The sequence below is a fragment of the Corallococcus aberystwythensis genome, from assembly GCF_003612165.1.
In the GTDB taxonomy this organism is placed as follows: Bacteria; Myxococcota; Myxococcia; order Myxococcales; family Myxococcaceae; genus Corallococcus; species Corallococcus aberystwythensis.
Genome location: NZ_RAWK01000023.1, coordinates 1 through 26,122, shown reverse-complemented (window position 1 = coordinate 26,122; position 26,122 = coordinate 1). Strand labels below are relative to the sequence as shown.

The window sequence follows — 26,122 nt, the reverse complement described above, 5'->3', positions numbered from 1 at the left end:
GAGCGATTGGGCACGGGTTCTCAGAATACACGAAAGCGTGATGAGGCCCGCCAGATGCCAGCCGTGGACAGCCCATGCTAGACAGCGCGCATGATTGGCTTTCCTTCCCGTCGCCTCCGGGCACTCCCTTGTTTCAACCTTGCATTGCTGGCCGTGCTGACGGTCCTGGCCACCGGCTGTGGTTCGGACCCGGAGCCGCCGCCCCCGCCGCCACCGCCGCCTGGGTCCCCCGAGGTGGTGGAGAGCACGCAGTCCGCCCTCAACGTGCTGGCCAGCGAGACGGTGTCGTTCCACGTCGCCGCGACGGACGACGCGCAGCGGACCCTTGGCTTTGCCTGGGAGGCCAGCGACGGCATCCTCGAGGCACCCCAGAGCACCGCGACGGCCAGCGACGTGAAGTGGAAGGGCCCGGCGTGTCTGCCCGCCGGAACGCGCGTCAAGGTGACGGTGACCATCACCAACGACGTGGCGCCCGCCACCACCCGCAGCTTCGCGCTCTCCGTCGTCGCGTGCCCCTCGTTGCCCGTCGTCGCGGCCGGCACGGTCACCTCGGTGGTGGCTCGCCGTGATGGCACGGTCTGGACGTGGGGGACCTTCGGGTATCTCTCCCCGGGCAGCGACGTCAAACCTCGCCAGGTGGCGGGGCTGGCTGACGTCCTGACCGTGGCCGCGGGAAACAGTCACTTCCTGGCCGTGCGCCAGGACGGCACCGTCTGGGCGTGGGGAGACAATGACCAGGGGCAGCTCGGGATTGGAACGACCTCTGCGCGCGCCACGCCGGTGCGGGTGCAGGGACTGACGGACATCATCGCCGTCGCCGCGAGCTCTGATTTCACGCTGGCCCTGCGCACGGATGGCACCGTCTGGGCCTGGGGCGACAACGCCGAAGGGCAGCTCGGCGACGGCACGACCCTGGATCGCCATCTGCCCGTGCAGGTGCCGGGCTTGCCCCGGGCCACCCGTATCGCCGCTGGCTCGAAGCACGCGCTGGCCGTGCTCGCGGATGGCACGGTCCGGGCCTGGGGGGACGGCACCTATGGCGAGCTCGGCACGGGGCAGGAAGGCCCGGGGACCCACAGCTACGCCCCGGCCCCGGTGTACAGGATGACGGACGCGGTCTCCGTCTCCGCGGGCGGCTCCCTGTCGCTCGCCGTGCACGCGGATGGCACCGTGTCCTCGTGGGGCTCCAACGTGGACGGCGTCCTGGGAAACGAGGACCGGCGGGCCACGGACATTCCGGTCCGGGTGCCCGGGATGGCCAACGTGGTCGCCGTGTCCGCGGGGACCTTCTTCGCGCTGGCCCTGCTGGAGGATGGCACCGTCCGGGCCTGGGGCAGCAACGACAATGGCCAGCTCGGGGATGGGACGTACACCCGCCATGCGGCCCCGGCGACGGTGCCCGGTCTGGCGGAGGTGACGGGCGTGGCGGCGGGCACCTACCACGCCCTGGCCGTGCTCGCGGACGGGAGCCTGCGGGTCTGGGGCGACAACCGGTACACGCAGCTGGGGACCCATCCGGACGCCGTGAATCGCCTGGCGCCCGTGCAGGTGCCGGGGCTGACGGAGGCCCGTGGCGTGGCGGCGGGCGACACGCATTCCCTGGTCCTGCGCGCGGATGGCACGGTCTGGGCCTGGGGGAGCAACGAGAACGGCAAGCTGGGGATTGGCACGGCGCACGGCGGCAGCTCGACGCCGGTCCGGGCCCTGCTCACCGGTGCCACGGGCATCGCCGCAGGGCTGAAGCACTCGCTGGCGGTGCTGGCCAATGGCACCGTCATGGCGTGGGGGGACAACTTCTACGGGCAGCTGGGAAATGAGTCCTTCCTGGACGACTGGGACACGCCCCGGCCCGTCGCGGGGCTGACCGGCTTCAAGGCCGTGTCCGCGGGCTGGTATTCCTCGCTGGCCCTGCGCGAGGACGGCACCGTCTGGGCCTGGGGCGACAACGCCGACGGGCAGCTTGGCGAAGGGGCGCCCTCCAAGCGCGGGACCCCGGCGCAGGTACCGGGGCTGACGCAGGTCACCGCCCTCTCCGCGGGCGGTCAACACGCGCTGGCCCTGCACCAGGACGGCACGGTCTGGGCGTGGGGGCGCAATGACTGGGGACAGCTCGGGGATGGCACGAACACCGGGCATGCCACGCCGGCGCGGGTGCCGGGACTGACGGGCGTCGTCGCCGTGGCCGCCGGGCGGGAGCACTCCCTGGCCCTGCGCGAGGACGGCACCGTCTGGGGATGGGGGTACAACGGGGTGAGCCAGCTGGGGGAATCCACGTCCGGCGCACCCCGCCGGTCCCCCGTGCAGGTGGTGGGGCTGGCGGGCGTCCAGCGCATCGCCGCGGGCGGGACCCATTCGCTGGCCGCCGTGCAGGGCGCCCCCCTCGTCACCTTTGGCCTCAACCGCTCCGGACAGCTGGGGCTGGGAGAGGGGTCCGAGAGCCAGTCGCGCGGACAGGTTCCCTCGCTCTCCGGCGTCCTGGCCCTCGCGGCGGGCGCCGACCATACCCTCGCGGTGGCGGGGGACGGGACCGTCTGGGCCTGGGGGGCCAACCTCGCGGGCCAGGTTGGCGATGGCGTGGCGGGGAACAGCCCCCGGCCGCTCACCGTGGAGCTGGAGTAGGGCCCTGGGAAGGGGCCTGGCGGGGAGTTCGGCGCGGCGTCGGGCGCGCCGAACCCGCGCAGGCGGTCGTAGGCGCACTGGAAGAGCGCCTCCGGGTGCACGCGCAGGAAGGCCGCGTCGAGCGCGATGGCGCTCCAGGCGGCAGGGGGGGGCGCGAGCCGAGGCTACAGCCCGCATATTCGCCGCGTGGGCGGTATCCTCTCGGGAAGGAGTGATTCCAGCCCGATGACAGGACCCTTCGTGAACCTCTCTCAAGTGGCCCACTGCTCCGACGCGGAGCTCGAAACGCTGGTGGAGCAGGCCGACTTCGGCGGCTTCGAGGCCAGCAGGGACCTTGCGCCGCTGCGGGAGCGGCTCCTCCGGCTCGAGCGCGAGCAGGGCATCACGGAGCTCCACCGGCGCTTCTCCGACAAGGTCCTGGCCACGGGGGCACGGCTCGTGGAGACCCCGCGCTACACCGGCATGCAGCGCTGCTTCGCGCTCAGTCCGGATGGACGCCATCTGGCCATCGCCAGCAACCGCCTCGAGGAATCGCACGGTGGAGATGTGCGCATCTGGGAGCTGGCGACGGGGCGCGTGGTCGACGCGGTCGGGTTCGAGCGCACGCTGGTCGGCTCGACGCGGGAGCCCTCCTGTCTCCAGTGGTCGCCGTCGGGGGCGTGGCTCGGCGTCGTCCTGGACAAGGTCGTCATCGGCGTGCTGCGGGCCTTCACCGGAATGCTGCCTTCCTTCACCGCCGACGTCACCCGGCGCTGGGGCTCACCGCCGTCGTGGTCCGTGCTCCATCCCGCACATGCGGCGAACACCGGGCACCTGCCCGCCTGGTGCTGGTCTCCGGATGAAACACGCCTGTTCATCTCCACCCCCGGGCCGGACGGCGCGCTGGGCTGCATCGTTCCATTCAAGGAGGGGACCCGGGTCAACGAGGACAGTGAAGGGATTCGCTGGTGCCCGGCCCGGTTGGACGGAAAGCCTTCGAAATCGAGCCCGCATACCTGGGTGCGGTGGAGCCCGGATGGCTCCCGCATCCATGGCTATTGCAAATCGGAGTTCGTGAACGAACCGGGCCCCCACCTGGAGCAGGAACACCATCCATCCGCCTCCACCCTCGACGTGCGCAGCGGCGACCTCCAGTACCGTTGCGATGACCTGAGGCTGCCCGTGGCGTTCTCGCCGGACGGTGCCCACCTGGCCTCCAGCGAGGAGCCGCCCCGGCTCGCCAATGGACACACGGGCCAGACGGTGTCCGTCCTGAGCGAGATCGCCGACGAGCCCATTCGCGCGGTCGATGAATACGTCTGGTCGCGCGACGGCAGGCGTCTGGCCGTGCTCGTCAACGACCATGCATACCCCCGGGTCGTCGTCTTCGAGGCCGGCAAGCTCCTGTGCGAGCTGGACCTGAAGCGCCGTCTGTTCGGGCTGCCTTCCCGGAGCGGCGACCTGGGCCGCTGGGCCTGGTCTCCGGATGGCTCCATGGGCGCATGCCTGATGCATGAGGGAGGGAAGATCGAGCTGTGGAAGGTGGGGCGCTCGTCCAAGATGATCCGGAGGCTCGAGGGCGCCCGCGGCATCGACGGACTGGCCTGGGGCGCGGACGACACGCTCGTGGGAACGGGGCACCATGACATCGCCTTCTGGGACGTGAACACCGGACAGCCGCGCTTCCAGTCCTCGTTGGAATTGGAGCCGGGCCGCGTGCCGCCCCCGAGCGACTGGAATCCCTGGCCGGAGGACGACGACGCACGGTTCATCCCGACCCGGCACGGCTGGGACTTCACGCGAGTGCAGCCGGACGGCACCGTGGTGTGTCCCCCGGGCTCGCGCAAGGCGCTCGAGCCCCGGCTGATGTTCTCCGTGGGGGGACGCCATGCCTGGCCCTGGCGCTGGGCCGTCGGGACCCCGCATGCGCGGTGGGAGGACGGGGGGCCCTCGCTCGTCACGCCCCAGGCGGAGGCGCCGTTCGAGGAGCGGATCGTCCCGGTGCCCGAAGGCGAGACGCTGGAAGCAAGAGACGCCCGGCACGGGAAGTGGGGCTTCCTGAAGCAATACCAGGCCCCCACCTGGCCCCTGGATCATTACAAGGCCGACCCCGTGTTCACCCACGGCCCCGCCATCTGCCGCGACAACCTCAAGCCGTATCTCGGCAAGGGGGTGATGCTGCGCCAGACGCAATACGGGACGTGGTACGCCCTCGGGGCCCTGCTCGAAGTCACCGAGGAGGGCATCCTCCTCCACCCGCGCGCGCCCATCGGCTCGTACCGCGAGCGGCTCCTGTCCTTCCGGGACATTCTCTGGATTGGACCGGCGGTGCCGCTCGAAACGCCAGAGGGCTAATGCCAGGTGCCCACGCCGAAGCCCCAGCCGAAGTAGAGGCGGGACACGTCGGCGAAGCCGCTGATGCGCCACGACGTGCCGGGTGACATCAGGCCGAAGACGGACCATTGGAACAGCCGCAGCTCCGCGCCCGCGGTGCCATGCAGGCGGGGCCCGACGGCCTCGAAGCGGCTGGGCTCCAGGTAGCTGCCCGCGCGGAGCTGGAGCCGGTTCTCGATGGGCTCCCACTCCGCGCCGACGCGGGGGGAGATGACGAGCCGGCGTCCGGAGCGCTCGAGCTGCTGGGAAAGAAAGGACTCGAAGCCGATGGCGTTCGAAGAGGCGCCGCTGACGAGCACCGAGCCGGTCAGCAGCAGCTTCGCGCGCGGCAGGGCCTGGTAGCGCGCGGCGCGGTCCGGTCCCCACGGCATCTGAAGGGGGCGGCCGCCGAACTGCCAGGCGACGCCCGCTTCAATCTCCCAGGGGAGCTTGATGACGGAGGGCAGGTAGAGGTCGGCCACCTTCACGTTGCCCTCCGCGTCGGCGGTGACCGGGCTGTCGGGCGTGAGCCGGCCCTGGACGGGGGCCCGGAACGTCAACGCCGCGCGCAGCGGCAGGGCCATGGGCGTCCAGAGGGCACCGGCCTCCGCGCTGATGCCGCTCATGGAGGCGAGGCCCGCCTCCGGCGCCGCGTCGGAGTCGATGTCCAGGGAGACGGCGCGCAGGCCGAGTCCCACCGACAGCTCGCCGTCGAGGAAACCGCGCGCGAGCTGGATCTGGAAGCGGCTGGTGTTCAGGAGCAGGGTCTGCCCGTTCGCGTCCTGGCCCAGCGTATAGGTCTGCACGGACGCAAGGCCTCCGAATCCCCAGGGCCCCCATTGGATGAGGCCTCCCAGTTGGGGGAAGACGAAGTCCTTGAAGGTGAAACCCACCGAGCCGTTGTTGTCGAAGTCGGTGTTGCGCACCGAGCTGGGGAAGGTGAAGCCCAGCGACAGGTCGTAGTCGACGTGGTCGCTCGAGTAGAGCGAGCGCACGGCCGGAGCCGCCGTGTTGACGGCGATGCCCTCGACGCCCTCGGCGATGGGCGCGTACGCGCCGGCCAGGCCCGACACCCGCACCGGCGCCAGCACGGGCCCCTGGAACACGTCGATGGCGTAGTTCGAGCCGGTCAACGGCGGGTTGTCCGCGAGCGCGGCCCGGCTGGAGAGCAGCAGGGCCAGGACCGTGAGCCACGCCAGGGCAGGGGCGCGATGGGCGATTCGGGACCGGGACGACATTGGCGGCCTGCAATGTAGCGCGGCCCGGGCCGCGGTGAGGCCACCGGCGCTCAATCCGGATGAAGCCTCCTGGCGAAGAAGGCCAGGATCTCGTCGCGAGCCGCGAGGGTCGGCTCTCCGGCCGCGTCGATGAGGTGCGCCGTCACGACGCTGTGGGCCCCACCGACGACCCGTTCGAAGAACGGTGGAGGCCTGGAGTTCGCGGCCGAAGCGGGCAGCACCTTCGGGAGGAAGCGCGGCCCCAGCGCTTCGGCGTAGGCCGCGAAGCGCTGTGCCGTGCAGAAGCGGTCTCCCTCGAAGCGGTATGCGAGCACCGTCAGGTCCTCGCGATGGAGCCGCTCCTTCACGGTCGCGGCTTCACCGGGGGCGATTTGAATCGCGCCCGGGGCTTCGAGCGGTAGCGAGGGCTGGCAGAGGACGGGCGCCAGCACCGCGGGCTCGAGCATCATGCTGAGCGCGAAGTTGCCGGTGAAACACATCCCGATGGCGCCGACGCCAGGGCCTCCGCATTCCTCGTGCGCGAGGCGTGCGAGCGCACGCAGCCACTGCGTCACGGGGCTTGATTCATTCGCCGCGAACGCGCGGAACTCCGCGCTCACGCACGCGCGCTTCATCACGGCCAGCCCTGCTTCCGCCTGCGGATAGGCACCATCCCTTCCGAACAACGACGGCATGTAGACCGTGAAGCCTGCGTCTCGCACCCACCGGGCGAAGCGCGCGACGTGAGGGCTGATGCCCGGCATCTCGGCCATGACGATGACCGCGGGACCGCGACCGGCGACGTAGACCGGGCGCATGACCGAATCGAGGGTGATGGACCGTCGCTCGAAGTCATCGAGCGGGTCGTCGACGGTGGACTCAGGGGCGGAAGCTCGCATGCCTGGACGATGCGGAAAAACCCACCGTCCAGGCCAGTGGCGGGATTGACAAGCTTCGGTCTACTCTTGCCAGGGTGATCACCCATGTCGTCCTGGATGGCGTGGCGGAAGGCCCGCTGGGCGTCGGACTCGACGTGGTCGCCACGGCCACGCGGCTCGTGGAGGCAGGCCTCTCCCCGGGGCCCGGGCGCGCGGAGCCGCTGCGTCAGCGCGTGGTGTCGCTCGACGGCCGTCCGGTCCGCTCGGGCACGGGGCGCCCCGTCTCCGTGGACGGCGCGCTCAGCCTCCGGCGCGTGAAGGCGGGAGACGTGCTGCTGGTGCCCGGACTCTCCGCGGCCAGCGAACGCGCCATCGAACACCTGCTCTCCCGCGCCGACACCGCGCGCGGCATCGAGCTCCTTGCGCGCGCGGCGGCGAAAGGGGCGATGGTCGCGGCATCCTGCTCCGCGACCTTCGTCCTCGCCGCGGCGGGGCTCCTCGCGGGACGGAGCGCGACCACGACCTGGTGGCTCGTGCCCGCGTTCGCGCGCCGGTTCCCTGAAGTCACCGTCCGCGCGGACCGGATGGTCGTCGAGAGCGAAGGCATCCTCACCGCGGGCTCGGCCTTCGCGCACGCGGACTTGATGTTGGCCATCGTCGCTCGCGTCGCGAGCCCCTCGCTCGCGCACCTGGTGGCCCGCTATCTCGTGCTCGACGAGCGCGTTTCACAATCCAGGTACATGGTGATGGAGCATCTGCGCGTCGCGGATCCGGCGCTGCGCGCGGTCGAGCGCTTCGTCGCGGCGAACCTCGGCCGGCAGCTGACGCTGGACGAGCTCGCCCACGCCGCCGCCACCTCCACGCGGACACTCGCGCGGCGGGTCCAGGCTGGCCTGGGCATGACGCCGCTCGAGTTCGTGCAGCGGGTCCGCGTGGCTCACGCCTCCCACCTCCTGGAGACGACCCGGGAGTCGGTCGACGAGGTCTCCGCACGGGTGGGCTACGCCGACGCGGCCGCGTTTCGCCGCGTATACAAGCGGTACGCCGGCGAGACGCCACGAGGGCGGGGAGCGAGGCCCACCCGGAAGCGGTGAGCATTGAATGCGCGGGCGGCCCGTTCGCTGCACGCCGGAGCCCTTTGGCTGCACCCGTCCGGAAGTGGCCCGGGTTCGGACGTAGACTCCACGGGCCGTGGAATCCCGTCCTCCTCACGCGTCCGAGCTTTTCCCGCTGCTGCGCCGCCTGCCGGTGCTGATGCTTGTCTATGCCGTGCCGGGCCTCGTCACCGCGCTCCACACCTGGGTCTATGCCCAGGCACAGGCCCCGGGCTACCCGCTCAGCCGGGCGCTGCTGGTGCAGGTGCCGCAATGGCAGTACTGGGCGCTCGCTACTCCGTTCGTCCTCGCGCTCGGAGGGCGCTTCCGCCTGGAGCGCGGCGTCTGGCCCCGGAGTCTCGCGGTCCTCCTGGCGGGCCTTGTCGCGGTCATGGTCCCCTACGTCAGCATCATCTACTTCGCTGCCCGGGCCGCGGGAGAGACATGGCTCCAGGGCTCCTGGGGGCGGATGCTGCCCTTGATGATGGCCAAGTACAGCGTCCTGTCCCTGCTCATCTACGGCGGCATCCTCGCCATCGGCTACGCCGTCGACTACCACCGCCGCTACCGTGAGGGAGAGCTGGTCCAGTCCCAGCTGGAGACGCGCCTGGCGCACGCGCAGCTCGATGCGTTGCGCGCCCAGCTCCACCCGCACTTCCTCTTCAACACGCTCAACGCCATCTCCGTGCTCGTGCGCAAGCAGGACACCGCCGGCTCCATCCGCATGCTCACCGGCGTCAGCGAGCTCTTGCGCATGGCCCTCCACACCACGGGCCGCCAGCACGTCCCCTTCCACGAGGACGTGGACTTCCTGGAGCACTACCTCGACATCGAGCAGACCCGCTTCCAGGACCGGCTCCAGGTGGTCCGCGCCATCGACCCGGCCACGCTGGGCGCGCTCGTGCCCAGCCTCATCCTCCAGCCCCTGGTGGAGAACGCCATCAAGCACGGCATCGCCACCCGCTCCGGCGCGGGGCGCGTGGAGCTGCGCGCCTCGCGTGAGGGGGCGCGGCTGGTGCTGGAGGTGCTCGACGACGGTCCCGGGCTTGCTCCGGGGTGGGACCGCCAGGACGGCCGCATCGGCGTGGCCAACGTGCGCGCCCGCCTGCACCAGCTCTATGGCGACCGCCATGTCTTCACGCTGGAGAACCGCGCGGGAGGCGGCGTGCGCGCCCGGCTGGAGCTGCCCTTCCAGGCCGCTGCTTCGCCGGAGGCGCTCCGGGCATGAACGCGGCCGCCGCCATTCGCACGCTCGTCGTGGATGACGAGCCCCTGGCACGCGAGGGCCTGCGCCTGCTGCTGGCCACGGACTCCGAGGTCCGCGTGGTAGGGGAGGCCGGCAACGGACCGGAGGCCGTGCGGCTCATCCGCGAGCAGCGGCCGGACCTGGTCCTGCTGGACGTGCAGATGCCGGAACTCAACGGCTTCGAGGTGCTCGCCCGGCTGAGCCCCGCGGAAGTGCCCGCCGTCATCTTCGTCACCGCGTATGACCAGTACGCGCTGCGCGCCTTCGACATCCACGCGCTCGACTACCTCCTCAAGCCCTTCCGCGACGACCGCTTCCACGACGCCATCGGCCGGGCCAAGGCGCAGATCCGCCTGGCGCGGATGTCCGACCTGGGCCAGCGCCTGATGTCCGTGCTGTCCACCTACGGCGAGCGAGACGGCACGCCCGTTCCGGCGCCCACGCCCACGCCGTCAGACCCGTGGGTGCGAAGGCTGGCCATCCGCGACGCGGGCCGCGTGGTGTTCCTGGACGTGGACGAAATCGAATACATCGAGGCCGCCGACTACTACGTGCAGATCCACGCGGGCGGGAAGGCGTACCTCCACCGCGAGACGATGCAGAGCCTGGAGGCCCGCCTGGAGCCGGAGCGCTTCATGCGCATCCACCGCTCCGCCATCGTCAACGCGCGCCGCATCCGCGAGCTGCGCAGCGAGGGCCGCAGGGACCTCATCGTGGTGCTCACCTCCGGCGCGGAGCTGCGCGTCGCCCGCAGCCACCGCGAGAAGTTCCAGCACCTGCGATGAAGCCGCGGGTGCGCGCTACTTCCGCTTCCGGCTGCGGGGCCGCTGCGGAGCCGGCTCGGCCAGCGTCGCCAGCGCATCCACGAATAGCCGGACCTTGTTCGGAAGGTTCAGCCGGCTTGGGTAGACGGCGTGGATGGCTCGCAGCATCGCGGGCCGGGGACCGAAGAGGACCTTGAGCCGGCCGTCGCGGACGGCCTCCTGGCAGAGGATGTCCGGGACGCGCGCGATGCCGACGCCCGCGATGGCCGCCTCGCACGCGAGCTCGCTGTCATTCACCATCAGGACCGGATCAATCCGGGACTTCACCCCCTCGGCCTCCCACGTCTCGAACGCACTGAAGCCAATGCAGCGTGCGGAGCGGAGCTCCCGGGCGTCCGGCGTGCCGTGCTTCGCCAGGAAGCGGGGGCTCGCCACGAAGCGGACCGCTCCCTCTCCCAGCTTCCGCGCCACGAGGGACGAGTCATTGAGCGGGCCGATGTGGATGGCGACGTCGAAGCCCTCTTCGATGAGATGAGGCCGGCGGTCCGCGAGGACCAGCTCCACCCGCGCCTGGGGGTAGCGGCCGAGGTACTTCGAGATCACCGGCGTCAGGTACCGCCGGCCGTAGAGCACGGGAGAGGACACCCGGAGCAGGCCGATGGGATCCGCCTGCCCCTGCTGCACCTCGCTGTTCGCTTCGTCAATCTGCGCGGCGATGGCGGCGCAGCGCTCGTAGTACGTCGCGCCGGCCCCGGTGACCCGCAGGCGCCGTGTGGTCCGTTCCAGCAGCCGCACTCCGAGCCTCTCCTCCAACTGGCGAATGCGCTCGCTGACGGTCTGCTTGGTGATGCCGAGCTTGAGGGCTGCCCGGGTGAAGCTCTCCTCACGAACGACCAGGACGAAGAGGACCATGTCGGCGGGAGGAATCATGACCGTCAAGCCTAGCCTGACAATGAGTTCGGCGGAGGCCGCATTGTCCGAAAGCCCCAGCCGCCGCATCTTGTGATCCATGAAGCTCTACTTCGCCCCCAGGACCCGAGCGGTCCGTCCCCGCTGGCTGCTGGAGGAACTCGGCGTGCCCTACGAACTGGTCAGGGTCGACCTCGCCCGGCAGGAGGACACCGCGCCGGCCTATCTGGCGGTGCATCCGCTGGGCGAACTCCCCGCCCTGGTGGATGGAGAGGTCACGCTGCTGGACTCCCTTTCCAGCTGTCTCCATCTGGGCGACCGCTTCCCGGAGAAGCCATTCGCGCCGCCGGTGGGTTCAGCGGAGCGCGGTCCCTATTACAAATGGATGGTCTTCGCCGAGACGACCCTCGACTCCGTGGTGATGGAGTTCTACCGGGACGCGCAGGCGCCAGCGGAGCGCGAGCCCTCGGACGCAGCGGTCGAGAAGCACAGGGCGCGGCTCACGGCCGTGCTCGACGTCATCCAGAGGGGACTCGGTGGCCGTGAGTTCCTCGTGGGCGAGACGTTCACCGCCGCCGACGTGGTGATGGCGTCCATCCTCCACCTCGCGAACCATTTGATGCTGCTTGATGGGCATCCGCGGCTGGTGGAGTACGTCCGGCGTCACTCCCAACGCCCGGCGGTGCGCAGGGCCGTCACCGGGTGAGACGCGGGAGCCTCAAACCGCTTTGAGGTGCTCGAGCACCTGCCTCGCACGCGCCCTCGAAGATCCTTCGACCTCCAGCACCTCCACGAAGGTGCGCCACCGTTTGTCGCGGACGACATCAAGCACGAGAGAAGGCCCGGCGGCGCGTCATGCGCATCACTCACGGTGACCGCGAGGCATCAGTCCCCACGTGGACGAGCAAGCCAGTCGTCTCGGACACCGATGTCGAGACGCGGGCGAAGGTGCTCCGGCGTCCCCCTTCCTTGAAGCGCCGAGGCCCGCGAGGTAGAGAACGACGCCTCATCTCCGCAGGGGGCGGGGATTCATGGCAGGGACGCCTTCATGAACCCACGTGGCGCCGAGAAGGAATACCTCCAAGATGGTCTGCGCAGCGGCCTCAAGCTCGACGCGCGCTTCGACGCCCTGACGCCCCATCTCCACGTCTCGTGGATCTCCTGGGACAGCGGCTTCCGCGGTTCGGGACTGCGCGTGGGCGACCGGGTCATCGCCATCGATGGTCAGCCCGTCGTCAAGCCACCCGACCTGGCCACCACGCAGCGCACCGTGCCCTTCATGCTCGGCCAGTACGCCGAGAACCAGACCTGGGACAAACAGGGGCGAAAAGAGGGTGACAAGGTCCAGGTGCGAATCGTTCGCCGGCGCGAGCCCGGCGAGGGCTGGGAGGAGCACGAGTTCAGCGGCGCCCTGCTCCATGAACGCACCTGGAGCATCGCCGATACGACGCGGCAGATCATCGGACCGGGAGGACCCGAGCGCATGGGTCGCGACGGCTTCGACGAGACCTGGATGTCATGGCTCGAGAAGCGCGTCTTCGACTGGGAGCGCCTGCTCGACAGCACCTTCGGCGTCTGGCGCACCTCACGAGGGACGCGCGCGGAGCTCGCGAATCACCTCCGACACAAGGCCCGCGTCGACTCCCTCGTCGAGCATCATCCCGGCCCCTTAGCGACGGCGATGCGCGAGGACTGGGAGACGGTGCGTGCCTGTCTCGAAGGAGACCTCGTCACGCTCCCGGCGGATGCCCTTGAGTTCCGCACCCGGGGCGAGGAGCAGGTGAAGGCCATCGGCCTCCAGGCCGCGGCGGCGTGGAAGGCCCTGCTGGAGGCGCGTGCAGGGGAGACGCTCGGCGCCTTCCCCGTCGTCGACCCCTTCCGGGGTGACCGCTCGGCGGTGACCGGCAAGTTGGTCTCACTGCCGACGCTGACGCAACGGGAGTGGCTGGTCGACATGGGCAAGGGCTACCTGGCCTGGAACCAGTCCGGCGCCTGGGTCTTCTGCCCCGCCAACACCCCGGCCATGAACAAGGTCTTCTCCGCCATGCAGCGCTACCAGAAGCGCGTTGCCCCGTCGGTGAGGCTCGACATCGCCGTGCTCGGCCGCATCCTTCCGGATCCCCGCCTGCTCGCGGGCTCGGGCCGCACCGCCGCTGGCCTGGAGGTGGAGCCCGTCGCCGCTCTGGTCGGCGGCGTGGTCTGCGTCGATGTCAGCGACCCGAGCGAGGGCGGACCGCGCTTCGCCGGAGAGGAGACGCTCAGCCAGGAGAGCTTCGGCGCTCCGGCCGGCGACGCGAGCCCGCGCGAGGTCCTCACCGCGATGATTTCGGCCGTGAAGCGCGGTGACCAGGAGACCTGGAACGGCCTCTTCGCGGACTGGCGCGCCGTGCCAGACGCCGACCGGCCCATCTACTACCCGGTCTGGACCTGGAACGGCCGCGACAGCGATTGGGTGCGCGCGCGGCGCCTCATCCTCGACAAGGTGCTCGACGTGCGGGTGCGCTGGATTGGCGAGGTGCGGGTCGTCATCCGGGGCGACGAGGCCCCGGGCCTGCCGCGCGTCGAGGAGGTCGAGTTGGAGCTGGACCACGTCGGCCTCTTCGAGGGCCAGACCCGCACCTTCAACTCAGTCGACGTGCGCCGGCGCTGGACGGTCCAACGCCGCAACGGTGGCCCCTGGCGCATCACCAGCGAGCAGAGCCTGTAAGGAGCACTCCATGGGCTGGTACTCAAGCCGCGTCTCTGAACTCAACGAACAGTTGAACCGCGCCTCGGAGGGCGCCCCCGACACGGTGAAGCGCGCCTTGAGCGACGCCATCGTGAAGGTTGGAAACGCGGCCGATCAAGCCCTCTCGGCCATGCTCGACGCCAGCGAGCGCACCAGCGCCGGCAATCTGGGGACGCAGCGCAAGTGGCAGGAGCGCTGCGCCACGGCCACGGCCGACATCAGCCGCGCCTTTGGCGATGCCGCCAAGGACAACATGCTCTCGCCCGCCCTCCAGCTCTTCTGGTACCAGGCGCTGGAGCACGAGATGGCCTTCTTCGACTCCCTGGCCAAGGTGCAGACGCCCCAGCTCCACGACGACCTGCTCGTCCACCAGGACCTGCTCAACAAGATGCTGGGCGAGCTGTGGGACAAGTGGACCTTCCTGCTGTCCAAGGACGTCACCTTCGAGAACGACCAGCGTCAGGTGGTGCAGCAAGTCTCACGGATGGCGCAGTCCATCGTCGACGAGCTCGCCCCGGGCGTGCTCAAGCGCACCACCGAGGGCGTCTCGCGCGCCACCGCGAAGGCGCTCGGCGTGGCCCTCAAGCTCGATGACGAGCTCCTGGGTGGCAAGGGCGTGGACCTGGCCAAGCTCATCGCCTCGCGGTTCGATGTCGACATCCCCGACGAAATCGACCGCAACCTGCTGGACGCCGTGCAGGGTGGCTCCGAAGTCTACCAGGTGCAGAAGGGCCACTACCGCAACCTGGTGTCGGCCTACCAAAGCCTGGTGCAGGCGGAGAAGGGCAGCGTCCTGCTGCTCTTCAACGCGACGCGGGCGGAGGTCGACACGTACCGTGACAAGAACGACCTGGGGAAGGCCAAGGTCATGCTCGATCAGGCCAAGGGCTACCTCTCCGACTGGGCCTCACGCGTGCCCAGCTCGGCCCAGCGAAGCGAGGCCTCCAGCTTCAAGGACAAGGTGTGCTCGGCCATCGACACCGACTGGAGGCTCACCGAGGAGCTCGACAACAAGTTCCGGGACAAGTTCAAGGGCATCTTCATCCAGTCCCTGGGCAGCGAGACCCTCGAGCAGCTCGCGGAGTCCTACCTCTTCCGTCAGCACCTCGAGGAAATCACCCGCAAGGACGCCGCCGGCAAGCTCAAGGCCCTGCCGGACAACCTCCAGAGCGAGGCCGACAGCGCGCTCGAACAGGGCCTGCGCCCCCTCGACGACCTGGTCAACCGCGTCCCGGAAGAGGTGCGCGAGCTGGCCCGCATGAAGAACCAGCGGTTCAAGGAGCACGTGCGCGCCAGGCTCAAGGACCGCATCCAGGCCCTGCTGCCGGCCATCGTCGAGCTGGCCGCCCTCTGGGACCCGAACAACCTCTCGAGGGACTTCAGCCGCGAGGAACTGGAGAATGCCCTCCGCTGAGATGGGACGGCGCCACGCCCAACCATTCCCGCGGCTCACGCTCCCTGTGAAGGATTTCCGTCTGCACCGGCCACGAGGCAGCATGGCGCCATGCCGCGCGCCTCCCGCTTGCTGGAGCTCATGCAGTTCCTGCGTCGCCGGCGCACGCCGGTCAGCGGTCAGGAGCTTTCCAAGACGCTCGGAATCTCGATCCGCACGCTGTATCGCGACATCGCGCTGCTGCAGGAGCAGGGGGCGGAGATCCAGGGCGAACCCGGGCTTGGCTACGTGCTGCGGCCGGGGTTCACGCTGCCGCCGATGATGTTCTCCGTGGAGGAGCTTGAAGCCGTCGTGCTCGGTGCGCGGTGGGTGGCCGCGCGCGGAGACTCGCGACTGCGCACCGCCGCCGAGGACGTGGTCGCGAAGATCCGCGCGGTGCTGCCCACGGCGATGCGAGATCAAATCGATGAAGTGATGCTGACAGTGCCGGTCGTGGAGGAGCCCCTCACCGTCGACCTCTCCGCGCTCCGTGAGGCGATCCGCACCGAGCGCAAGGTCACGCTCACCTATCAGGACGAAGCCGGAGCCGGAACGCGGCGCACGGTGTGGCCGCTCCTCATCGGCTTCTTCGACCGGGTGATGATCCTGGCCGCCTGGTGCGAATTGCGCGCGGACTTCCGGGCATTCCGCATCGACCGCATCACCCGCGTCGAACCCTCCGACGCCCGCTATCCAGGCAGGCGGCACACCCTGGTCGAGGAGTGGCGGAAGCGGCAGAAGAAGCCGGCTCCTGCCAGGAACTGACACTGCCAGGAGCTACCTCTCGGGTGTCCCCAACTGGAGGAGCACCCGATGCGAACCTTGAACTACCTGTTGCTTCCCGTCCGCAGCCCCCAGGAGAGCGCCCGGCTCTACACCCAGCTCCTGGGTTGCAAGCCCGTGGAGAACTCGGAGTCGTTCGTCCTGTACGTCCTGCCCAATGGCATCAAGGTCGGCCTGTGGGCGGCGAGCGACATCGAGCCCAGGCCCGTGACACCCGGGGGAATCGAGATCGCCTTCAGCGAGACCAGCCGTGAGGCGGTGCTCCAGACCTACGAGGCATGGACCGGGCTCGGGCTGAAGGTGCTCCAGCAGCCCAAGGACATGCCGTTCGGCTTCACGTTCGTGGTCGAGGACCCCGACGGGCACCGGCTGCGCCCGTTCGTGCTGGCCGTACGCCCACGCTGAGTCAAAGCAGCTCCGCGAGGCGGGCCCGGTCCACGTCGACCTGGAGCTGGCGGGCCGCGATGGCCGCCGCACGCCCCAGGACGCCGGTATAGGTGGGGAACGAGAGCGGGACCCGAGCCAGTTCCTCCACCCGCATCCCCGCCGCGATGGCGATCGCCGCGGTCTGGACCAGGTCGACCGCCCGCTCACCCACCACGTGGCAACCGAGGAGCTTCCGCGTGGCGCGGTCGACGATGAGCTTGCAGAACCCGGTCGTTCGGCCATCGATGAGGGTCCGCGTCGTCGAGTCGAAGCGCACCACCGCCACCACGACGTCGTGCGCCTGGCGTGCCTTCGCTTCGGTCAGGCCCGCTTGCGCGTACTCGGGATCGGTGAAGCTGCCCATCGGACTCACCTCGTCCGCGACGGAGATGCTCGGGGCTCGTGCCGCGTTGGAGCCCGCGACGAAGCCGTCCTGCAACGCCTGGGGAACCAGCATCAGGCGCCCGGTCACGTCTCCGGCGGCGAAGATGTGCGGCGCGGAGGTGCGCAGCTGGGTATCCACGCGGACGAAGCCTCGCGGGTCGGTCTCGACGCCCGCGGCCGCGAGGTTGAGCGCGGAGGTGTCGGCCCTCCAGCCCACGGCGACGACGACGAGCGCAGCCTCGACGCTGTCTCGCACGCCGTCCCTGGAGAAGACCATCCGCACGCCCCCTGGCGTCGCTTCGAACCGCTCAATCGTGCCGAAGGACTCGCGCACCCCCATGCCGCTCTGACGGAAGGACTCCGCGACGGCGGCGGACACGTCTTCGTCCTCGGTCGGCAGGATGCGTGCTCCCGCCTCGAAGAGCTGCACCCGTGTCCCGAACGCGGCGAAGACCGACGCCACCTGGGCTCCCGTGGCACCACCACCGACGACCACCATCGTTGGTGGAACGCTGGTCAGGCTCCACGCATCGCTGTGGGTCTTCGTGAGCTCGAATCCCGGGATGGGAAGGCGCCGGCTCACGCCTCCGGAGCAGAGGATGACCTTCTCCGCTCGAAGCCGCGGCCCGTGCTGGGTCTCCAAGGTGTGTGGGTCCACGAAGTGCGCGTCGCCGGCATGCTCGTGCACGGTGACCCCCGCCATGGCGACCTGCTCGCGCAGGGCCGCGTGGGTGCGGACGTCGCCGGTCACCTCGCGCACGCGCTCAAGCAGCCGCGGGTAGTCCAGCACGGGCTCGGACACCTCGATGCCATAGCGCCCCAGCTGCCGTGCGTCGCGGAGCAACCGCGCCGCGTGCGCCAGCGTCCTCACCGGAACCGGTCCGTCGTGGGCCGCCATGCCGCCGAACTCGTCGCGGGTGACCAGGGCGGTCCGGGCGCCCAGGTCGCCAGCGCGGAGCGCCGCGAGCAGCCCCGCGGGGCCGGCACCGATGACCACCACATCCATGTTCGCAGCGCCGTTCATGTTCGCAACTCCGCCAACCACCGCAGCGCGCGCAGCCCGGGCATGAAGCAGTACTCGCCTCCGCGCGTGACGACGAACCGCGCAAGGCCCTGCAGACGCCTGGGGATGGGCCGCTTCGGGAAGGAGAAAACACCTGCTTCGTCGTGCGAGCCGGCGATCGGGTCCTTCGCATCGCCCAGCCCCAGGAACTCACCGCCGTTGACCCACTCCGCCTGCACGAACTCGAACTGCCGTCCGAGGTGCGCGCCGATGAAGGCGAACATCAACCCTCGATCGACGCCATCGTCATCGAGGACTCCGTCGGGCAGCTCGGGGCCGTAGGCGGTTCCGCGCCGGATCATCCGATGGAGCCTGACCACGCCAGCGACAGGCGCGTCGCGGGGGTTCGTTCTCCGGATGTGCGACCCGCGAGGCGTCTTGTATCCGGTCGGGTCATCTGAATAGTGGAAGTCATTGTTGCGCGACGCATCGGCGCCCAGGCCGGGCGCGTTGTGGAAGGGGCACAGCGCCAGCGGCGCGCCGCTCCGCCACCTCCCCATCATCTTCGCTGCCAGGACCTCCTCGTCCTCCGGGCTGTTCGCGGCGTTCTTCAGGTACTGCCTGAACGCGGCCACCCGCTGATGAAGCTTGCGGAAGGCGACGTACGTTCCATTGCGCCCCAGGACGTCAGGCCGGGGCATCGGGGATACGCCGCCCGTCTCATCCGGGTAGCCGAGGACGAATTCGCCTGACTTGAGCGGCGCCTCATGGGGATTGCTCCCGGGGATGCCGCTCCCCTCGACGGCCGGATGGCTGATGCCGTCCCGGAACCCGAACGGCTCCTTGCCCGTGCTCGGTGCGTGGCAGTCTTGACGCCAGATGGCCTGGATGCCACCCAGCTCCCGCAGGGCCGTGTACGCGCGGTCCAGCGCGGCTTCGAGCCGGGCTTGATCCGGTGACAGCGCCGTCAACACGACGTGGACATCGCTCGTCCCCAGCGGAGGTTCCCAGTGTTCGGGGCTGCTCTCACCGTCGTCGTACAGGGCCTTCGCCCGGGCGGCCATGCCCTGCCGGAACTCCCACGCGAAGCTGTCCAGGGAGTCCCGCGGTACACCCAGCGCCTCGAGCCCGTGAACCGTGAGCGCGACGCCGAGCCCGCAGTCGGGAAGCGGGCTGCTTGGACTGCCGGCCGTGGTCACCGCCGCGCCGAGCCGCCTCATCAACTCCCGTCCCGCGCTCCGCTCGTCGATGCGCAAGAGGATGTAGGTCGCGACGTACGGAGATGGCCGGGGCCGCAGCACTCCGCTCTGGATGTCGTCAAGTTCGAGCATCTCAATGGGCCGTGGCGAGGTTCTTCCAGAAGCGCACGAGGCTCTCGTCCGCTCCGAACAAGGTGCTGAAGTTGGTGGAGTCAGCCACCAGCACGTCGCCAGCCCTGCCGTCGCCCGGCGGTATCCACACCAGCGCGTTGAACTCGGTGTTTCCCGCGTTCGTGAACGGATGGGGCCGGGTCCGGTCGATGGGCTGCTTCGCCAGGACGCGAGCCGAACGGGAGTCCTCCGGGGTGACCGCGTAGTGCGGCAGGTGCATGTGGAAGTTGAAGCTCTGGACCCCGGTCAGCCAGCCGCGCGTGTCCAGGTCCGCCATCACCGTCAGTGGAGCGCTCCGGTTCGTTCCTTCAACGACGGCGGGACGGAGCCCCCAGCGATTCTCCACGGGGATTCCCAGTCCCTTCATCAATGAGCGCGTATAGCCGCCGAAGCGTTGCTGACGCGGCACCAGCGCGTCGCCATGGTGGGCGTATTCCAGGGCGCGCTCGTCCAGGTCCGGTGAGTGCCCGACGTCGTGGTGCGGGCCCATCACCAGACAGGTGCCTTCGCGCTCGAGGAAGGCGCGGACCGCCTCGATCTCCTCCGGGGCGGCCACCTGTTCGGTGACGTTGTGATCCAGACCGAAGACGAGCAGCGTGTCCGCATCCGCGAGGACCCGCTCATCGAGCGGCAGGGGGAAGCCCGCCTGGTCGACCCGCTGGAACATGGGGACCTTGTTCCCGGTGACCTCTTCGATGACCTCCTGGAACTTCACCCACGCCCAGAAGAAGAGCTCCAGCGAGCCCGCGATTCCCTGCTGGAACCTCAACGGATCCGCCCACTGCGGGGACTCGTAGCCGGGCCAGAGCACCCGGCGGACCTCGGTCATCGTCGAGAACCGATTGTCCATCTCTTCAGGGCTGCGATTGGCTTCTCCGGGGTAGCTCCAGGACGTGTAGACGCTGACCCGCCGATGGCCCTTCGAGTATTTCCTCGGCGCGTGGTTCTGGTTGTAGGTCCGCCCGGATGGCTGGCTCATGGCGGGTCCCTACTGCATCTGCTCGAGCATCTCGGTGAACGAGGCCTTGAGCTTCAGGGCCTTCTTGATCTCATCGCTCGTGAAGTACGGATACTCGCCGTATTCCAGAAAGCTGTTGCACTGGTGGTCCCGGATGAACTTGACGAACGCAGGCGCGTTGGTCTTCCAGTCCATGGGAAAACCCTCGAGGTTCTCGAAGGCGGTATTGATGCCGGACTTCGTGAAGAGAACGACCGCGTCCTCGGTGTATTTGTCGAAATCGGTGTCGAAGATGCCCTGGTACATGAACCGGGTGTCGTTATCGAAGAGCACCCAGCGGAGGTAGTGGAGCTTGAGCGGCGCCAGAAGGTCCGGGGTGCCCTTGAGCGCTTCGGCCAGGCTCTGGCCATGGCCGCGCAGCGTATCGGCGCGCCCCGGCTTGACGTTGGCGACAATCGTGAAGCCAAAACAGGCGGGGGTCTTCGGGAAGATGGGACCGTACTTCCCCTTCTCCAGGTGGTCCGTCGACCTGGGTATCGCCATGGCCTGGGGTTTGATCTCCATCGCCCGTCTCCCTTTGCTCGCGCATCTCAAGCTCGGAGTGGGGACTCGCACCTGCAAGTACGCCATCGCCTTCGAGCGGGAGAGCACAGGCCGTCCCGTCGTCTCGGCACGCAGGGCCGCGAAGGCATGCCGCGGCCGGCAGCACGCGCCACGGTGCGAGGGACCCCCGCCAGGCAGAGGAGGGGGCCGTTGCTCAGTGTCTAGCCGACGTACGCCGCCAGGTGCTTGCCGGTCAGGGTTGAAGGCTTCGCGACCAGCTGGGCCGGGGTGCCCTCGAACACGATGCGCCCGCCGTCGTGGCCCGCGCCCGGCCCCAGGTCGATGATCCAGTCCGCGTGCGCCATGACCGCCTGGTGGTGCTCGATGACGATGACCGACTTGCCGGAGTCCACCAGCCGGTCCAGCAGCCCGAGCAGCTGCTCCACGTCGGCCAGGTGCAGTCCGGTGGTCGGCTCGTCGAGCACGTAGACACCGCCGTCCTCGGCCATGTGCGTCGCGAGCTTCAGCCGCTGCCGCTCGCCACCCGACAGCGTGGTGAGAGGCTGCCCCAGCCGCAGGTAGCCGATGCCCACGTCCATCATGCGCTGCAGGATGGCGTGCGCGGCCGGCGTCTTCGCCTCACCCTTGCTGAAGAAGGTAACCGCGTCCGAGACGGGCAGGTCCAGCACCTCGGCGATGTTGAGCCCGCCGAGCCGGTAGTCCAGCACCGCCGCCTGGAACCGCCGGCCCTCGCAGTCCTCGCAGACCGTGGAGACGCCGGCCATCATCGCCAGGTCGGTGTAGATGACGCCGGCGCCGTTGCAGGTGGGGCAGGCGCCCTCGGAGTTGGCGCTGAACAGGGCGGGCTTCACGCCGTTGGCCTTCGCGAATGCCTTGCGGACCGGCTCCAGCAGGTCGGTGTACGTCGCGGGGTTGCTCCGCCGCGAGCCCTTGATCGCGCTCTGGTCCACCGTCACCACGCCGTCCCGGCCGGACACCGAGCCGTGGATGAGCGAGCTCTTTCCCGACCCGGCCACGCCGGTCACCACCACCAGCACACCCATCGGGATGTCGACATCCACCTTCCGCAGGTTGTGGCTGCTGGCGCCGCGCACCTTCAGCGTTCCCGTCGGCTTGCGCACCGTCGGCTTCAAGGACGCCCGGTCGTCCAGGTGCTTCCCGGTGAGCGTGCCGCTGGCCCGCAGTCCGTCGACGGTGCCCTGGAACACCACCTGGCCACCGGCCGTGCCCGCGCCGGGGCCGATGTCGACGACGTGGTCCGCGATCTCAATCGCCTCCGGCTTGTGCTCGACGACCAGCACGGTGTTGCCCTTGTCGCGCAGCCGCAGCAGCAGGCGGTTCATCCGCTGGATGTCGTGCGGGTGCAGCCCGACCGTCGGCTCGTCGAACACGTAGGTCACGTCGGTGAGCGCCGACCCCAGGTGGCGGATCATCTGCGTGCGCTGGGCCTCGCCGCCCGACAGCGTCCCCGACGGCCGGTCGAGGCTCAGATAGCCCAGGCCAATCTCCACGAACGAGTCGAGCGTCTGCCGCAGCGTCGCCAGCAGCGGCGCGACGGACGGCTCGTCCAGCCCGCGCACCCACTCGGCCAGGTCGTTGATCTGCATCGCACAGGCTTCGGCGATGTTGATCTTCTTGATCTTGGAGGACCGGGCGGCCTCGTTGAGCCGGGTGCCACCGCACTCCGGACAGGAGGTGAACGTCACCGCCCGCTCCACGAAGGCACGGATGTGCGGCTGCATCGCCTCCACGTCCTTGGACAGGAACGACTTCTGGATGCGCGGGATGAGCCCCTCGTAGGTGAGGTTCATCTTTTCAATCTTCAGCTTGGTGGGTTCCTTGTAGAGGAAGTCCTGACGCTCCTTCTTCGTGTAGTCGCGGATGGGCTTGTTCGGGTCCAGGAAGCCCGACTCCGAGAAGATGCGCACGTACCAGCCGTCCGCCGTGTAGCCCGGGATGGTGAGCGCCCCCTCGTTGAGCGACTTGCTGTCGTCGTACAGCTGCGACAGGTCGATGTCGTTGACCTGTCCCATGCCCTCGCAGCGCGGGCACATGCCGCCGGTGACCGTGAACTCGCGCTTCTCCGTCTTCTTGGCGGCGTTGCCCTTCTCGATGGAGATCTGCCCGACCCCGCGGACCGAAGGGACGTTGAAGGAGAAGGCGTTGGACGAACCGATGTGCGGCTTGCCGAGGCGGCTGAAGAGCACCCGCAGCATCGCGTTGGCGTCCGTCGCCGTGCCGACCGTGGAGCGGGAGTTGGCGCCCATCCGCTCCTGGTCGACGATGATCGCGGGGGTCAGCCCCTCCAGGACGTCGACCTCGGGCCGCCCCAGCGACGGCATGAAGCCCTGCACGAACGTGCTGTAGGTCTCGTTGATCAACCGCTGCGACTCCGCCGCGATGGTGCCGAACACCAGCGACGACTTGCCCGAACCCGATACGCCGGTGAACACCGTCAGCCGCCGCTTGGGGAGCTCGACGTTCACATCCTTCAGGTTGTTCTCCCGGGCCCCCTGGACGCGGATCAGGTCGTGGCTGTCGGAGGGATGCGGCTTGGAGGAGGGCATGGGCTTGCTCATGGGGCTTGTATATGACTTGACGGGCATATGAAGCAATAGGTATATGAACCGCATGGAATCAACGTTCGCCATCATCGCGGAGCCGAACCGCCGGAGCATCCTCAGTCTTCTGGCGGCGTCCGAGTGCTCCGTCGGCGAGCTCGAGACCCAGCTGCGGATGCCGCAGTCCTCCGTGTCCAAGCACCTGCGCGTGCTGCGTGAGGCCGGCTTCGTGGAGGCGCGCGTCGAAGCCCAGCGGCGCGTCTACCGGCTGCGGCCGGAGCCGCTGATGGAGGTCGACGAGTGGCTGACGCCCTTCCGGCGCTTCTGGACGGCCCACGTCGACGCGCTCGAGCGCCACCTCGACCGGATGGACAAGACACCCGAGACACCCACGAAAGGAAAGAAGCGATGAGCAGCCACCGTGCGAAGTACACGCCGGGCCCCGCGGCGGGAGCCAGGATCCACAAGGAAGGGGAGAAGTGGACGCTCGTGCTCGTCCGCGACCTGCGCCATCCGCCCGCGAAGGTCTGGGAGGCAATCACCGACCCCGCGCATCTGCGCGAGTGGGCGCCGTTTGATCCCGACCGGAACCTGGCTTCCGTTGGCGCCGTGAAGCTCACCACCGTGGGAGCGCCGAAGGAGCACGTCGCCGAGTCGCAGGTGAAGCGGGCGGAAGCGCCGAAGCTGCTCGAGTACGGCTGGGGCGGGAACGACATGCGCTGGGAGCTGGAGCCGCTGCAGAGCGGCGGCACCCGGCTCACGCTCTGGCACAACATCCACCGGGGCTTCATCTCGATGGGTGCCGCGGGCTGGCACATCTGCTTCGACGTGTTGGATCAGCTGCTCGCCGGTGAGCGCCTGGGGCGCATCGTCGGTCCCGACGCCATGCAGTTCGAAGGCTGGCAGCGGCTGAACGCCGAGTACGCGCAGCAGTTTGGCGTCGAACCTCCCCACTTCCCCTCTACCCCCCGGACCTGAACATGCCCCGCACCAAGGGAATCGTCATCGGCTTCTGGAGTGTCACCGCGCTGTTCTGTTTTCAGATCGGCTTCACCGCCTACGCGCAGCTGAGCCTGCCGGAGGCGGCGGAGGGGTTCACCCACCTGGGCTTCCCCGGCTACTTCCGGGTGGAGCTCGCCTGGGCGAAGCTGCTGGGCGTGGCTGCGCTGCTGGCGCCGGTGCCGGCGCGGCTCAAGGAGTGGGCCTACGCGGGCTTCGCCTTCAACCTGGCCTCCGCGCTCATCGCCCACTTCGCCGTGAAGGCTGGCCCGGAGGCGTGGGGCTTCGCGGCGGGCACGAGCGTGCTCTGGGGGATTTCGTATGTCCTCTGGCGTCAGCTGGAGGCCCGCCCCCTGGCCCGTCCGCTCGAGGCCGCCCATGCCTAGCGGTGATCAGGCCACCGGAGCGGCGGCTTCCAAGCTCATCGACCAGCGGATCCTCGACCTGGGGGACTGGCGCGGGGAGACCCTGGCCCGCATGCGGGCGCTCATCCTGGAGGCCGACCCGGAGATGACCGAGGAGTGGAAGTGGATGGGCACCCCGGTCTGGTCGCACGGCGGGATTGTCTGCACCGGCGAGTCATACAAGAAGGCCGTGAAGCTCACCTTCATGAAGGGGGCCAGCGTTCCGGACCCCAAGGGCCTCTTCAACTCCAGCCTGGAGGGCAACACGCGCCGGGCCATCGACATCGCGGAAGGGGAGAAGGTCGACGCGCGCGCGTTCAAGGCGCTCGTGAAGGCCGCGGTGGCGCTGAACGGCCCGGCGAAGGCCGCACGGAAGAAGTAAGGAGATCCTGGACAAGATGGGCACGTCGCCGAGCGACAGGGCTGCCGCACTCAAGGCACACAAAGCGGGTTGAGAGCGAGAGTCATGCAACCGGAAAGACAGGTTCTTGGATTCATCATTCGTGGCGCCGTGGAGGAGCAGCGACTCCTCGGGAGCATCGTCCGCGCGCTTGGCCTCCCTCCCGAAGCGGTGGCGCGCTTCGATGTCGACGGCCCCGCCGACGCGGTGGTGCTGGTCGCGACCGTGCTCCGGTCCTCCGGCTTCCGCACGGACGTGACCCTCTACGTCGATGCTTCACGCACCGGCGAAGCCCTCAAGCCCACTTCGCTGGACGTGGCCGCCCGGGTCGCGGCCCTGCTCGGCGAAGAGGTTCTTGTCTCGCCCCCCGCGGACGACCCCGCGGTCGCCACCGGCTGGTTCCTCGTCACGCCCGAGGGCAAGCGCTTCCGGGCCAGCGAAGTCTCGCCAGACGATGACGAGTACTTCACGCACCTGCGCATCGCGCGGGCGAAGGAGCTGCTCAAGCGTGGCATCCGGGCCTCCGAGGTCGCGCCGCGCGTTACGGGAGCACGGTGGGTGGATAGGATGCGCGCACATGACCCTCTCCAAGAGTGAGTTCCTCGCCCGGGCGGAAGCCACGCTCGCCGGACTCGAAGGTGCCGTTCTCGAAGCGCTCTCCCATCACGGCGAACCCTCGGTCGACTCACTCGCCGGTGTGTTCAAGGGGGAGGCTCCGCTGCGGCCCGAGGAACTCGCCGAGGCGCTGTGCCCCGGGCCCCTCACGGACATCGGCTTCGCGGCCGTCGCGCTGCGTGACTTCCTGCCGCGCGTGGACGCGGTGCTGGAGACAGAGGTGTCCGAGGCCCGGGTCGTGACGGGCAACGCGCACGCTCCCGGCTCGTTGCTCGTCACCTGTCCGCTGCTAGGGGCTGTCCCTGATCTCCGGCCCGAAAATCAACCTGGTGGATCAAACACCCGAGTTGGACCCAACTTCAGAAGGTTGCCAGTCAGCGTCGGACGTGATCAACGCTGGCTGTGCGCCGACATGA

23 protein-coding genes and 1 pseudogene are annotated in these 26,122 nt (G+C 69.3%); 16 read left to right on the top strand and 8 right to left on the bottom strand.

Annotated features, from left to right (window positions below; translation table 11 throughout):
• Window positions 1-153 precede the first annotated feature (153 nt).
• Both D7W81_RS05880 and D7W81_RS05875 read left to right on the top strand, forming a co-directional pair.
• Entirely contained in the window at window positions 154-2,619 is a 2,466-nt protein-coding gene (locus D7W81_RS05880; protein ID WP_147445353.1) for an RCC1 domain-containing protein, read from the top strand.
• A 225-nt stretch (window positions 2,620-2,844) separates the two neighbouring features.
• Window positions 2,845-4,953, top strand: coding sequence for a WD40 repeat domain-containing protein (locus tag D7W81_RS05875; protein ID WP_120554329.1), 2,109 nt, complete (start codon window positions 2,845-2,847; stop codon window positions 4,951-4,953).
• On the opposite strand, the gene D7W81_RS05870 is transcribed toward D7W81_RS05875, so the two are convergent.
• On the bottom strand, window positions 4,950-6,209 hold the full coding sequence (locus D7W81_RS05870; protein WP_120554328.1) for a hypothetical protein: 1,260 nt from the start codon (window positions 6,207-6,209) through the stop codon (window positions 4,950-4,952). The genes D7W81_RS05875 and D7W81_RS05870 overlap by 4 nt on opposite strands.
• A gap of 50 nt (window positions 6,210-6,259) precedes the next feature.
• Window positions 6,260-7,087, bottom strand: coding sequence for a dienelactone hydrolase family protein (locus D7W81_RS05865; RefSeq protein WP_120554327.1), 828 nt, complete (start codon window positions 7,085-7,087; stop codon window positions 6,260-6,262).
• Window positions 7,088-7,161: 74 nt separating this feature from the next.
• Here D7W81_RS05865 and D7W81_RS05860 point away from each other — a divergent pair, with 74 nt between their 5' ends.
• The 3 genes from D7W81_RS05860 to D7W81_RS05850 all read left to right on the top strand — a co-directional run bounded on the left by D7W81_RS05860 (window position 7,162) and on the right by D7W81_RS05850 (window position 10,191).
• Entirely contained in the window at window positions 7,162-8,160 is a 999-nt protein-coding gene (locus tag D7W81_RS05860) for a GlxA family transcriptional regulator (protein WP_244226991.1), read from the top strand.
• A 97-nt stretch (window positions 8,161-8,257) separates the two neighbouring features.
• A complete protein-coding gene (locus D7W81_RS05855; protein ID WP_120554325.1) occupies window positions 8,258-9,388 on the top strand; it encodes a sensor histidine kinase in 1,131 nt (376 codons plus the stop codon).
• Window positions 9,385-10,191 carry a LytR/AlgR family response regulator transcription factor gene (locus D7W81_RS05850; protein ID WP_120554324.1) on the top strand — a complete coding sequence of 269 codons (807 nt, stop codon included), beginning with the start codon at window positions 9,385-9,387 and terminating at the stop codon, window positions 10,189-10,191. The genes D7W81_RS05855 and D7W81_RS05850 overlap by 4 nt, the downstream gene beginning before the upstream one ends.
• A gap of 15 nt (window positions 10,192-10,206) precedes the next feature.
• On the opposite strand, the gene D7W81_RS05845 is transcribed toward D7W81_RS05850, so the two are convergent.
• A complete protein-coding gene (locus D7W81_RS05845) occupies window positions 10,207-11,100 on the bottom strand; it encodes a LysR family transcriptional regulator (protein ID WP_120554323.1) in 894 nt (297 codons plus the stop codon).
• 79 nt (window positions 11,101-11,179) lie between these two features.
• Between D7W81_RS05845 and D7W81_RS05840 the strand changes: the two genes are divergently transcribed.
• The 5 genes from D7W81_RS05840 (at window position 11,180) to D7W81_RS05820 (ending at window position 16,427) form a co-directional block, all read left to right on the top strand.
• Window positions 11,180-11,785 (top strand): glutathione S-transferase family protein, encoded by a 606-nt coding sequence (locus tag D7W81_RS05840; protein WP_120554322.1) that lies wholly within the window; start codon window positions 11,180-11,182, stop codon window positions 11,783-11,785.
• A 342-nt stretch (window positions 11,786-12,127) separates the two neighbouring features.
• On the top strand, window positions 12,128-13,786 hold the full coding sequence (locus D7W81_RS05835; RefSeq protein WP_120554321.1) for a hypothetical protein: 1,659 nt from the start codon (window positions 12,128-12,130) through the stop codon (window positions 13,784-13,786).
• A 10-nt stretch (window positions 13,787-13,796) separates the two neighbouring features.
• Entirely contained in the window at window positions 13,797-15,221 is a 1,425-nt protein-coding gene (locus D7W81_RS05830) for a hypothetical protein (protein WP_120554320.1), read from the top strand.
• A 90-nt stretch (window positions 15,222-15,311) separates the two neighbouring features.
• Window positions 15,312-16,004, top strand: coding sequence for a helix-turn-helix transcriptional regulator (locus D7W81_RS05825; protein WP_120554319.1), 693 nt, complete (start codon window positions 15,312-15,314; stop codon window positions 16,002-16,004).
• Between the two features lie 48 nt (window positions 16,005-16,052).
• Window positions 16,053-16,427 (top strand): VOC family protein, encoded by a 375-nt coding sequence (locus D7W81_RS05820; RefSeq protein ID WP_120554318.1) that lies wholly within the window; start codon window positions 16,053-16,055, stop codon window positions 16,425-16,427.
• Between the two features lies 1 nt (window position 16,428).
• Here the strand turns inward: D7W81_RS05820 and D7W81_RS05815 are convergent, their stop codons facing one another.
• The 5 genes from D7W81_RS05815 to D7W81_RS05795 all read right to left on the bottom strand — a co-directional run bounded on the left by D7W81_RS05815 (window position 16,429) and on the right by D7W81_RS05795 (window position 23,294).
• Entirely contained in the window at window positions 16,429-17,856 is a 1,428-nt protein-coding gene (locus D7W81_RS05815; RefSeq protein ID WP_120554317.1) for a dihydrolipoyl dehydrogenase family protein, read from the bottom strand.
• The gene (locus D7W81_RS05810) at window positions 17,853-19,166 is read right to left on the bottom strand and encodes a Dyp-type peroxidase (RefSeq protein WP_120554316.1); all 1,314 of its coding nucleotides are present in this window, start codon (window positions 19,164-19,166) and stop codon (window positions 17,853-17,855) included. The genes D7W81_RS05815 and D7W81_RS05810 overlap by 4 nt, the downstream gene beginning before the upstream one ends.
• Window position 19,167: 1 nt before the next feature.
• Window positions 19,168-20,184 (bottom strand): hypothetical protein, encoded by a 1,017-nt coding sequence (locus D7W81_RS05805; protein ID WP_208721184.1) that lies wholly within the window; start codon window positions 20,182-20,184, stop codon window positions 19,168-19,170.
• A 9-nt stretch (window positions 20,185-20,193) separates the two neighbouring features.
• The gene (locus D7W81_RS05800) at window positions 20,194-20,706 is read right to left on the bottom strand and encodes a hypothetical protein (protein ID WP_244226990.1); all 513 of its coding nucleotides are present in this window, start codon (window positions 20,704-20,706) and stop codon (window positions 20,194-20,196) included.
• A gap of 221 nt (window positions 20,707-20,927) precedes the next feature.
• Entirely contained in the window at window positions 20,928-23,294 is a 2,367-nt protein-coding gene (locus D7W81_RS05795; protein ID WP_120554313.1) for an ATP-binding cassette domain-containing protein, read from the bottom strand.
• A gap of 55 nt (window positions 23,295-23,349) precedes the next feature.
• Between D7W81_RS05795 and D7W81_RS05790 the strand changes: the two genes are divergently transcribed.
• The 6 genes and pseudogenes from D7W81_RS05790 to D7W81_RS05760 all read left to right on the top strand — a co-directional run.
• Window positions 23,350-23,700, top strand: coding sequence for an ArsR/SmtB family transcription factor (locus tag D7W81_RS05790; RefSeq protein ID WP_244226989.1), 351 nt, complete (start codon window positions 23,350-23,352; stop codon window positions 23,698-23,700).
• Entirely contained in the window at window positions 23,697-24,266 is a 570-nt protein-coding gene (locus D7W81_RS05785) for an SRPBCC family protein (protein ID WP_120554312.1), read from the top strand. The genes D7W81_RS05790 and D7W81_RS05785 overlap by 4 nt, the downstream gene beginning before the upstream one ends.
• A 2-nt stretch (window positions 24,267-24,268) precedes the next feature.
• Entirely contained in the window at window positions 24,269-24,673 is a 405-nt protein-coding gene (locus tag D7W81_RS05780) for a DoxX family protein (RefSeq protein WP_120554311.1), read from the top strand.
• Window positions 24,666-25,073, top strand: coding sequence for a DUF1801 domain-containing protein (locus tag D7W81_RS05775; RefSeq protein WP_120554310.1), 408 nt, complete (start codon window positions 24,666-24,668; stop codon window positions 25,071-25,073). Before D7W81_RS05780 ends, D7W81_RS05775 begins: the two co-directional genes overlap by 8 nt.
• 84 nt (window positions 25,074-25,157) lie before the next feature.
• Window positions 25,158-25,688, top strand: a complete 531-nt coding sequence (locus D7W81_RS05770; protein ID WP_244226986.1) for a hypothetical protein — start codon at window positions 25,158-25,160, stop codon at window positions 25,686-25,688.
• A pseudogene (locus tag D7W81_RS05760) lies at window positions 25,669-26,122 on the top strand (hypothetical protein); the annotation flags it as partial. The gene D7W81_RS05770 and the pseudogene D7W81_RS05760, both read left to right, overlap by 20 nt.

What these genes read in the sequence shown, in the direction of transcription:
- D7W81_RS05850 (WP_120554324.1), top strand. Translation starts at nt 9,385, where the DNA reads ATGAACGCGGCCGCCGCCATTCGCACGCTCGTCGTGGATGACGAGCCC.
- D7W81_RS05805 (WP_208721184.1), bottom strand. Translation starts at nt 20,184, where the DNA reads ATGAGCCAGCCATCCGGGCGGACCTACAACCAGAACCACGCGCCGAGG.
- D7W81_RS05785 (WP_120554312.1), top strand. Translation starts at nt 23,697, where the DNA reads ATGAGCAGCCACCGTGCGAAGTACACGCCGGGCCCCGCGGCGGGAGCC.
- D7W81_RS05780 (WP_120554311.1), top strand. Translation starts at nt 24,269, where the DNA reads ATGCCCCGCACCAAGGGAATCGTCATCGGCTTCTGGAGTGTCACCGCG.
- D7W81_RS05825 (WP_120554319.1), top strand. Translation starts at nt 15,312, where the DNA reads ATGCCGCGCGCCTCCCGCTTGCTGGAGCTCATGCAGTTCCTGCGTCGC.
- D7W81_RS05830 (WP_120554320.1), top strand. Translation starts at nt 13,797, where the DNA reads ATGGGCTGGTACTCAAGCCGCGTCTCTGAACTCAACGAACAGTTGAAC.
- D7W81_RS05820 (WP_120554318.1), top strand. Translation starts at nt 16,053, where the DNA reads ATGCGAACCTTGAACTACCTGTTGCTTCCCGTCCGCAGCCCCCAGGAG.
- D7W81_RS05835 (WP_120554321.1), top strand. Translation starts at nt 12,128, where the DNA reads ATGAACCCACGTGGCGCCGAGAAGGAATACCTCCAAGATGGTCTGCGC.
- D7W81_RS05800 (WP_244226990.1), bottom strand. Translation starts at nt 20,706, where the DNA reads ATGGCGATACCCAGGTCGACGGACCACCTGGAGAAGGGGAAGTACGGT.
- D7W81_RS05815 (WP_120554317.1), bottom strand. Translation starts at nt 17,856, where the DNA reads ATGAACGGCGCTGCGAACATGGATGTGGTGGTCATCGGTGCCGGCCCC.
- D7W81_RS05845 (WP_120554323.1), bottom strand. Translation starts at nt 11,100, where the DNA reads ATGATTCCTCCCGCCGACATGGTCCTCTTCGTCCTGGTCGTTCGTGAG.
- D7W81_RS05865 (WP_120554327.1), bottom strand. Translation starts at nt 7,087, where the DNA reads ATGCGAGCTTCCGCCCCTGAGTCCACCGTCGACGACCCGCTCGATGAC.
- D7W81_RS05840 (WP_120554322.1), top strand. Translation starts at nt 11,180, where the DNA reads ATGAAGCTCTACTTCGCCCCCAGGACCCGAGCGGTCCGTCCCCGCTGG.
- D7W81_RS05795 (WP_120554313.1), bottom strand. Translation starts at nt 23,294, where the DNA reads ATGCCCTCCTCCAAGCCGCATCCCTCCGACAGCCACGACCTGATCCGC.
- D7W81_RS05875 (WP_120554329.1), top strand. Translation starts at nt 2,845, where the DNA reads ATGACAGGACCCTTCGTGAACCTCTCTCAAGTGGCCCACTGCTCCGAC.
- D7W81_RS05770 (WP_244226986.1), top strand. Translation starts at nt 25,158, where the DNA reads ATGCAACCGGAAAGACAGGTTCTTGGATTCATCATTCGTGGCGCCGTG.
- D7W81_RS05810 (WP_120554316.1), bottom strand. Translation starts at nt 19,166, where the DNA reads ATGCTCGAACTTGACGACATCCAGAGCGGAGTGCTGCGGCCCCGGCCA.
- D7W81_RS05775 (WP_120554310.1), top strand. Translation starts at nt 24,666, where the DNA reads ATGCCTAGCGGTGATCAGGCCACCGGAGCGGCGGCTTCCAAGCTCATC.
- D7W81_RS05870 (WP_120554328.1), bottom strand. Translation starts at nt 6,209, where the DNA reads ATGTCGTCCCGGTCCCGAATCGCCCATCGCGCCCCTGCCCTGGCGTGG.
- D7W81_RS05790 (WP_244226989.1), top strand. Translation starts at nt 23,350, where the DNA reads ATGAACCGCATGGAATCAACGTTCGCCATCATCGCGGAGCCGAACCGC.